This window comes from Burkholderia dolosa (genome assembly GCF_902499135.1).
Taxonomy (GTDB): domain Bacteria; phylum Pseudomonadota; class Gammaproteobacteria; order Burkholderiales; family Burkholderiaceae; genus Burkholderia; species Burkholderia dolosa.
Genome location: NZ_CABVPR010000068.1, coordinates 23,687 through 31,823, shown reverse-complemented (window position 1 = coordinate 31,823; position 8,137 = coordinate 23,687). Strand labels below are relative to the sequence as shown.

Sequence of the window (8,137 nt, the reverse complement as noted above, 5' to 3'; positions counted from 1 at the left end):
TTCGGCGAGCGATTTATGCAGGCGCGTGGATAACGTGCTGTTCAACCGCCTCGCCCACAAAAATGCGGACAGGTTCTCACGCGCTACTGCTAGCGCCCTTCAAGGGCTCGTGCACCGCGTTCGTTCCGACGTTCGCATACAAGCCGATCGAAGATCGTCTTCAATCCGCGTGACATAGCCTCGTTCGCTCACCAGCAATGTCACAAATACTGGCGTTGGCTTGCTTGTCGTCGGAAAACGAGGACTTCGCAACAACTGATAGTCTCTATGCCGTTCAGCCAGTTCGCCTGGATTAGCGTTATAAAGAGTTCTTCTTCGCGTAGACTGGAACTGCCAAAAAGCGCGGGCCGCATAGGCTGCCACCCATACGACCCGCTGACCACAACCAACTCGAACAAGGAGTCGGAAATGGCTAACGCCAATCATAAGTCACGCCCAAAGAAGCGCAAAGAACGCGACCTGAGCACCGTAGTCGCGATGCTCCTTCGCAGCACCCCTGACCGTCCCAAGCGAGGCTGGCCGTACATGCCTTGGATGAGCGTCGTCGATATGCACATGAAGCTGTTCGGCTTCAAACCGGGCGACCGCGTGTATCTCGACGTCAACCACGTGACGCGAAAAATCACCATCACGCCGGACTACAGCGAGCTGGCACTGCGAGAGCAGCCATATCATCAGCCGGGCGGAAAGAGCCCGTTTGCGCGGTAAAAAGCAAGGGCCGCGCAAAGCGGCCCTTATCGTTCGATTGCCTGACCCGGCGTTCAGCAGCTTTCCACGCGCCCTTCCCCGGCCCGCACATCATCGCCGGCGCTCAACGCCCCACCGTCATCAACCGTCACAGCAGCAAAGCGCAATCTGCCGCGCGTCACCTCCCCACCATCGCCCTAAGCACCCCATCCCTCCGAATCAACCCGTGATAAAGCGCCGCGCCAAAATGCGCGAGGAACGTCAGAAAGAACAGATAAGCGAGCACGCGATGCGCGACCCTGAGCCATGCGAACGTCACTGGATTCGCGGCGACGATCGCCGGCAGCTGCACGCCGCGGCCGAGCGTCACCGGATACCCGCCCGCCGACAGCATCGCCCACCCGATCAGCGGCATCGCGAACATCAACGCATACAGCACGACATGCGACCCATGCGCGGCAACCTTCTGCCACCACGGCAGATCCTCGGGCAACGCAGGCGGCCTCGACGAAAACCGCACGACGATCCGCACGCAAACCAGCACCAGCACGGCGATCCCGAGCGGCTTGTGCAGCGCGACCAGAAAATCGTGCCGTTCGGACACCGACGCCACCATTCCCACGCCGACGAACAGCATCGTGAGCACCATCGCGGCCATCACCCAATGCAGCACGCGCGCCGGCAAACTAAAAGTCGTAGAAGCCTTCATCACCGTCCCTCCGCACTCAACCGCGCCGCGCCGGCCACACCGGCCTCTTCACTCGTCCTGCGCAGATACGAATCCGCATAAGCAGCCGACCTCGCTGCCAGCAACGGATCGCCGGACACCTGAATCCCCTGCGGCAGCACCGTCGGGTCGTAATTCACGTCGCGGCACGGCCCGCTGTCCTGCGGCTCCACGCGATCCAGCACGAGCGTGCCCGCGTCGATCGTGGTCCGCTGCGCGGGCCAGACCTTCGTCGCGTCGTCTACCGGATCGCCCGGGTCCGCGAGCGTGACCAGCAGCTTCCACTTCTGCGCACCATCCGCGATACGCCGCGTCAGGTCCTGCTCCAGCACGTTCGGATCCGCTGCGGTGGCGACGTCGCCGGCGCCGGCCGTCTGCTCCGGCACGACGCGCCACCGCACCGCGTGCCGCTGCCCGGCCGCGTCGACGAAATAGAACGAGTTCAGCCCGTAATAACTCTCGGTGACGTAGCTCGCGCTCGGCTTCGCACCTTTGATCCATTCGCGGAACGCGGCCGTCTCCGGATGCGCGGCGAAAAACGCCTTCACCTTCGCGGGATCCGGCTTGCCTGTCTTCGGATCGGGCCGGGTCGCGACCGTCTGCTCGTAGAACGCCTGCGGCGTCGCGACGGGAAACACGGGCATCGCGTTCATCCCGGTCCGCCATTGCTCGCCGTCGGGCGCGGTGAGCTTCAGTGCGAGGCTGCGGATCGGCACGCTGCTGTCGGGCGCATACGGATTGCCGCCCGGCAACGCGAACCGCCCGACCACCGGCGTGCGCCCGGCCTTGAAGAACGGCGCGACGGAATACGCGCTCGCGGCGCCGTTGCCTTCGAAATAGCCGGTCACGCATACGCCCTTCGCGTGATTGCGCCGGAAGCCGGGATGCACGCCGCTGTTGGCCTGCAGCGCGTTGACGAGCCGATGCGGCGTCAGGCGCGCGGGCGCGAGCCAGCCGCCGACATACCCGAACGCGACGGCCGCGCCGGCCACCGCGCCGCCGATCACGGCCCAGCGCCACGCGCCGCGGGCCGGCTCGCGCGGCGGCGGCGAAGAGGAAGAAGATCGCTCCATGAATTCACTCCCGATCGTCAGATCATTGTCGAACGCGCGTAGGACGCCGCCCAAGCCGCTTTATTCCATGAACAAAATTTTTCGTATGCTGATGGAATAGGCGGCGCCGACCGGCGTCCTACGCGGCATCTCCACGCTTTCGGCAACCGGCCCGGCCATGCCCTCACACGCCCTCGACGACGACGCGCTACGCGAACTCATCCCCCGGCTGCGACGTTTCGCGCTCTGGCTGGCGCGCGACGTCCACGCGGCCGACGATTTGGTGCAGGCGACGCTCGAGCGCGCGCTGTCGCGCTGGACGAGCCGCCGCGACGACGCGTCGCTGCGCAGCTGGCTGTTCACGATCCTTTACCGGCAGTTTCTCGACGGCAAACGCAGCGCGAAGCGCTACGCGTGGCTGCTCGGCCGCATCCGCGACGACGACGAGCCGCACTGGCCGTCCGCCGAACGCGAAGTGGCCGCGCGCGCGACGCTCGAGGCGTTCGGGCGGCTGTCCGACGAGCAGCGCAGCCTGCTGCTGCTGGTCGCGGTCGAAGGCTTCACGTATCAGGAAGTCGCCGATCTGCTCGACGTGCCGATCGGCACCGTGATGTCGCGGCTCTCCCGCGCGCGCCAGGCGCTGCGTCAGCTCAGCGACGGCGAGCTTCCTGCCCCTTCTTTGCGGTTGATGAAGAAATGAACATTCCTCCCGACGAACACGATCTTCAGGCCTATGTCGACGGGCAGCTCGACGGCGACGCGCGCGCCGCGGTCGAGCGGTATCTCGCGCTGCATCCGGAGCGGGCCGAACAGGTGAAGCAATGGCGGCAGGATGCGCAGCGCTTGCGCGCGGCGCTGGAAAGCGTGCGGATGCCGGACGACAATCCGGCGCTCGATCCGGCGGCAATCCGCGCGCAGCGGGCCGAGCGCACGCGGATGCGGTTCGCGATGGCCGCTTCGTTCGTGTTCTGCATCGGGCTCGGCACGTTCGGCGGGTGGCAGGCGCGCGGCTGGAATGCGCCGCCGGCCGTGGCGCCGATGAGCGACGCGGTCGAAGCGTACCGGATGATGGTCGTCGATCGGGCGGCGAAGGTCGATTTCAAGCCGTCGAGTGCGGGCGAATTGCAGGCGTGGCTCACCACGCGCGTCGGGAAGTCGGCGGTGCTGCCGGATCTGAGCGCGGCGGGGTTCAGGCCGGTCGGCGGACGGCTGTTCGCGACCGGGCACGGCGCGGCCGCGATGGTGCTGTATCAGGACGATGCGGGGCGCATGCTGAGCTTCTATCTGCGGCCGCCGGAATCGGCGCAGCGGCTGATGGCGGCCGGCGAACGCGTGGATGGACAACTGCTCGCGCGATATGGGTCGGTGAACGGGATGAATTTCGCGGTCGTTGGGCCGGCGGATAGTCTCGCGGAGAAGGCCGTCGTGCGGGTGCTTGATCAGCAGACTTGACGGGCGCCGGGCAGGATTGGCTGACGGCGCTCACCTCGCTTCCGGCTCAGCGATCCCAGCGTGGTCGGCTTGATAGCGCTCACGTCCTCTACTCGGGCGCACAGCGTTTCGGCTTGTTTTGTTGGTCGTTGTCCACACGGCGGATTTCATCGCGAATGCATGTGGTGCCAGTCGGATGTTGCCGACTCCGCTGCACAGCGTTCGTCGTCGTTTCGGATCGGGATATCCACATCCGCCGTCGTATTCGTGCGCACCGGCGTTCGTCGAGTTGCTCGCCTCTGCGATACACAGCAATTGGAATGGTTTTCGGCGGCGATATCCACATGCAATCGCCGCGTCTGACGCACAGCGTTTCGATCCGGATCGCGTTCGGTTGTCCACATGCGTAAACGGCCGGATTAGCGACTTCCCCAGCGGTCACGGCGCGCTCGAGTCGCGCGAGTCTGCGGTGCATCTCGGCATTACGAATGCTTCACCAGCCGCCACGTCACCCAGCGCATCGTGAGTTCGCCCAAATCGCCCCTGACGGACATGTCCGGCATCACCGCACCGGCTTCGACACGCGCGATCTTGCCGCCGTATTCGTCCGTCTGCCATTCGCCGGAAACCGGACAGATGCCGCCCGTTCGGATTTACTCGACGAAATCGCGGTTCGATGCAGACGTGGACGGCGACTCGGGGAACTCGGTCCGAATTTCGTCGCTCGCGAGCAGACGTGTATTTCGTCACGACAACCGCTTTTCATTCACATCGAGCACGCGCTCGCCCGGACCCGGCGATTCTATAGACGCAGCGAGCCGCTCATCAGCGGCACGGTTCTCCACCAGCAGCACACAACCCGCACGGATCACAGTCGCGCGACTGTGCTTATCCCAAGGCGTTAACAGCAGTTCGTATATATACGTAGTGGTAGTTAACAAGCGGCTCGCGTCACAGTGGATAACCTCGATAACCTGCTGAATCGTCGACACGAAGCGCAATGCATAACCACAGGCGATCCGCGTGCACAGCTCTGTGCAGCACAGAACAACTTGTCGCCGATTTCCCGGCATCGCCGACATATCCTCAATCGTTCCACTGTGAATCCAGAGGCTTGCCGAACGGTTATCCAGATGTGAATGTGGATAACGCCGCATCGCGGACGCGTTTTGCTGTGCCCGCCCTAACATCGCTGCGCACGAAAGCCGGCAATGTCCGCGAGACCACGCGCCGGCGCGACGCGATCGAGCACGAAAAATTTTCACGAAGGGGGCTTGTGCTCCCCACGAAGCGTCTCTATAATTCGCGGCTTCTTAGGCTCGTAGCTCAGTTGGTTAGAGCACCACCTTGACATGGTGGGGGTCGTTGGTTCGAATCCAATCGAGCCTACCAACGAACAAATCGAAGGGGTCGGCGGCACGCATTGCCTACAGGCAATCCGGCTCGCCAAACATAGGAACGCCACGCGGCAACATCGCGTGGCGTTTTTCTTTTCCGACTTGAAAAGAAAACGTGCGCACCTTCCGCGCACGACATAATTCGCGGCCAATCCCTTCGTCGCCGATCCCGATTCCTCATCGCCCACACAACGGCCATTCGCCGGCCAAGTAGAATCACGTGCGCATCGCCGACGCGCGTCGAACGGCGCGCGATGCACGACCCATCAAAACGACAACGCGCGTCCCGCGCGACCGAGAGCACGCCATCATGTCCGAGATCACGACAACCGCATCGTCCGCGAGCAGCGAAGAAATCGCCGCCTATGTCGGCAAGAAAGCCGCGTGGTACGAAAACAAATGGGCGATCGCCGCGTCGCGCAAGAACCGCCTGTCGTGGAACTGGGCCGCGTGCTTTCTCGGCCCGATCTGGATCGCGTATCGCTGCATGTACTGGCAGGCGGCAGCCGTGCTCGGTGCAACGATGGCGATCCTGTTCGTCGAACTGCTGTTCTTCCCGACATACGTCGCATCCACGTCGCTCGATCCGGTCACGATCGCGATCGCCGTCACGCTCGGCTGGTGCGCGAACGGCATCTACAGGACGCACGTCGAGCGTCGGATCGAGAAGCGGCGGCCGAGCGCGTCGTCGCGCGAATCGTTGCTCGCGCTGTTGAGTGCGCAGGGCGGCACGAACTGGCTCGCGGCGATCGGCTTCGCGATCGCGACGCCCGCGCTCGGCTATGTGGTCCTCATGCTTTCCAATGCGGCGGTCGGCATCGAATAACCGAGACCCGGCAACGGCGCAAAAACCGAGGAGGGCGGCGACGCAGCGCGCGGCCGCGGATCGAACGCCGTCCCGCGACGCGCGGCCGCGCTTCAATGCAGATGCTTCAACTTGTCCGGATTGCGCACCACGTAGATCGCGACGATCTTGCCGTCCTCGATTTCGAGCGCGGTCGTCTGCAACTCGCCGTCGGCTTCCAGCGTGACGAACCCCGGCAACCCGTTGACGAATCCGGCGCGCACGAGCTTCGACGTGTGCGTCGCGAACACCTCGGCCAGATACTCGTGCACCTTCATCACGCGCTCGAAGCCGAACACCGGCTTGCCGGCGGCCACGCGCTTGCCGCCGCCGTCCGAATGCAGGCTCACGTCCTCGGCGAGCATCGCGCCGAGCGCGCGCATGTCGCCGCTGCGTGACGCCGCGAAGAACGCTTCGGCCAGCTCGATCCCGCGCTGCTTCTCGACGCGAAACCGCGGCCGCGCATCGCGCACGTGCGTGCGCGCCCGCGCGGCGAGCTGCCGGCACGCGGCCGGTTCGCGCTGAATCGTCGCGGCGACTTCGTCGAACTCGAGGCCGAACACGTCGTGCAGCAGAAACGCCGCGCGCTCGAGCGGCGACAACCGTTCGAGCGCGAGCATCAGCGGCAGCGTCACGTCTTCCTGTTCGTCCTCGTCGACGACCGGCTCGGGCAGCCATGGGCCGACATAGGTCTCGCGCTGACGCCGCGCGGACTTCAGCTGATCGAGACACATGCGCATCACCATCCGGCGCAGGAACGCCTCGGGCACGCGCACTTCGGTGCGGTCGACCTCCATCCAGCGGATGAACGCGTCCTGCACGGTGTCCTCGGCGTCCGCGACGGAACCGAGCATCCGGTACGCGACGCGGATCAGCATCCGCCGCAGCGGGTCGAAACTCGCAGTTGCGTCGGCGCGCGCGTCGGCGTCGGTCTCGTCGTCGGCCGGATCCACGCGCGCCATCACGCCACCATCTTCGCGGCGGCGGCCTTCGCCTCGGCCGGATCGACCCACAGCCCGAAACCGACGGCAAGCCGGTTCCAGCCGTTGATTACGTTGATCATCAGCGTGAGCTTCACCTGTTCCTCCTGCGTGAAATGGTCGTTCAGCGCCGCGTACGCGGCTTCGTGCGTATGGCCTTCCGACAATCGCGTCAGCGCATCGGTCCAGCCGAGCGCCGCACGTTCGCGGTCGGTGTAGCACGGCGCTTCGCGCCACGCGGGCAGCAGGTTGATGCGCTGCTCGGTCTCGCCTTGCGCGCGCGCCTCGACGGTGTGCATGTTAAGGCAGTTCGCGCACGCGTTGATCTGCGACGCGCGGATCTTGACCAGCTCGATCAGCGTCGGCTCGAGGCTCGCGGCAGCGGCGACCGATACGGTCATCCAGTCCTTCATCAGCGCAGGGGCGGCGGCAAACGGATTGAGTTTCGCGGTCATGGTCCTTCTCCTTTGGTGTGGGTTCCGGTGACATGACGAGCGAGCACCCGGTCCGTGTGACATGCGGACGAAAAATTTTTCAACGCAGGCGACGAAGGAACGGAAGGCGAGCAGTGGTGCGGTGCGGCCGTGCCTGGCAATCGAAGCTTGGCGCGAGACCGCATCGCGCCGCGGCACACCGTTCGTCGGACGGAAGCCGTGCGTCGCCGAGCGCTCGCGTTCGTCATAGCAATGTCAGAAGCCGTCAGCAGCCGTGCGGGCGGGCACGCGCATTGCGGCGACGCGCCGGCCCCGCCGCACGAGGGTCGGCGATTCACTGCCGCTTCCGCATGCAGCCGGGCAAATACTTTCATTCTTCTTTCGTTTTGGTTTGATCCGAAATCCGATTCGCGACGTTCACATTTCTGGACCATACTGTCTCGCACGGGCACACGGAACGACGCCGCCTTGGCGGCCCGGCGCGCGCGCCGGATGCCCGACGACGCAGCAACGAACGACGCACGTCAGCCGCGCGCATCGAGCGCGAGGCTTTCCCTTTTCCGGCAACGCAACGCAGCGAATCGC

Annotated in this window: 9 protein-coding genes and 1 tRNA gene; 5 read left to right on the top strand and 5 right to left on the bottom strand. The window is 64.9% G+C overall.

Translation table 11 applies throughout. The features are described from left to right. Positions 1 to 408: 408 nt before the first annotated feature. Complete coding sequence (locus BUB20358_RS23645; RefSeq protein ID WP_035973228.1) at positions 409 to 708, top strand: hypothetical protein; 300 nt, start codon at positions 409 to 411, stop codon at positions 706 to 708. 157 nt (positions 709 to 865) lie between these two features. Here the strand turns inward: BUB20358_RS23645 and BUB20358_RS23640 are convergent, their stop codons facing one another. Together BUB20358_RS23640 and BUB20358_RS23635 are read right to left on the bottom strand one after the other, a co-directional pair. Further along, complete coding sequence (locus BUB20358_RS23640) at positions 866 to 1,396, bottom strand: cytochrome b (protein ID WP_035971487.1); 531 nt, start codon at positions 1,394 to 1,396, stop codon at positions 866 to 868. Next, positions 1,396 to 2,487, bottom strand: a complete 1,092-nt coding sequence (locus BUB20358_RS23635) for a catalase family peroxidase (RefSeq protein ID WP_035973227.1) — start codon at positions 2,485 to 2,487, stop codon at positions 1,396 to 1,398. The genes BUB20358_RS23640 and BUB20358_RS23635 overlap by 1 nt, the downstream gene beginning before the upstream one ends. A gap of 157 nt (positions 2,488 to 2,644) precedes the next feature. Between BUB20358_RS23635 and BUB20358_RS23630 the strand changes: the two genes are divergently transcribed. Beyond that, the gene (locus BUB20358_RS23630; protein ID WP_006763035.1) at positions 2,645 to 3,166 is read left to right on the top strand and encodes a sigma-70 family RNA polymerase sigma factor; all 522 of its coding nucleotides are present in this window, start codon (positions 2,645 to 2,647) and stop codon (positions 3,164 to 3,166) included. After that, positions 3,163 to 3,918: an anti-sigma factor family protein gene (locus tag BUB20358_RS23625; protein WP_006763034.1), complete on the top strand. Its 756-nt coding sequence runs from the start codon at positions 3,163 to 3,165 to the stop codon at positions 3,916 to 3,918. Before BUB20358_RS23630 ends, BUB20358_RS23625 begins: the two co-directional genes overlap by 4 nt. Positions 3,919 to 4,643: 725 nt before the next feature. Here BUB20358_RS23625 and BUB20358_RS23620 read toward each other — a convergent pair. Next, a complete protein-coding gene (locus tag BUB20358_RS23620; protein ID WP_128567330.1) occupies positions 4,644 to 5,054 on the bottom strand; it encodes a hypothetical protein in 411 nt (136 codons plus the stop codon). A 158-nt stretch (positions 5,055 to 5,212) separates the two neighbouring features. Here BUB20358_RS23620 and BUB20358_RS23615 point away from each other — a divergent pair. Continuing rightward, a tRNA-Val gene (locus BUB20358_RS23615) sits at positions 5,213 to 5,289 on the top strand. A gap of 315 nt (positions 5,290 to 5,604) precedes the next feature. Further along, on the top strand, positions 5,605 to 6,120 hold the full coding sequence (locus BUB20358_RS23610) for a DUF2628 domain-containing protein (protein WP_035973226.1): 516 nt from the start codon (positions 5,605 to 5,607) through the stop codon (positions 6,118 to 6,120). A gap of 92 nt (positions 6,121 to 6,212) precedes the next feature. On the opposite strand, the gene BUB20358_RS23605 is transcribed toward BUB20358_RS23610, so the two are convergent. Together BUB20358_RS23605 and BUB20358_RS23600 are read right to left on the bottom strand one after the other, a co-directional pair. Continuing rightward, entirely contained in the window at positions 6,213 to 7,100 is an 888-nt protein-coding gene (locus BUB20358_RS23605) for a sigma-70 family RNA polymerase sigma factor (RefSeq protein ID WP_035971483.1), read from the bottom strand. Further along, entirely contained in the window at positions 7,100 to 7,573 is a 474-nt protein-coding gene (locus tag BUB20358_RS23600; RefSeq protein ID WP_006763031.1) for a carboxymuconolactone decarboxylase family protein, read from the bottom strand. The genes BUB20358_RS23605 and BUB20358_RS23600 overlap by 1 nt, the downstream gene beginning before the upstream one ends. Between the last annotated feature and the right edge of the window lie 564 nt (positions 7,574 to 8,137).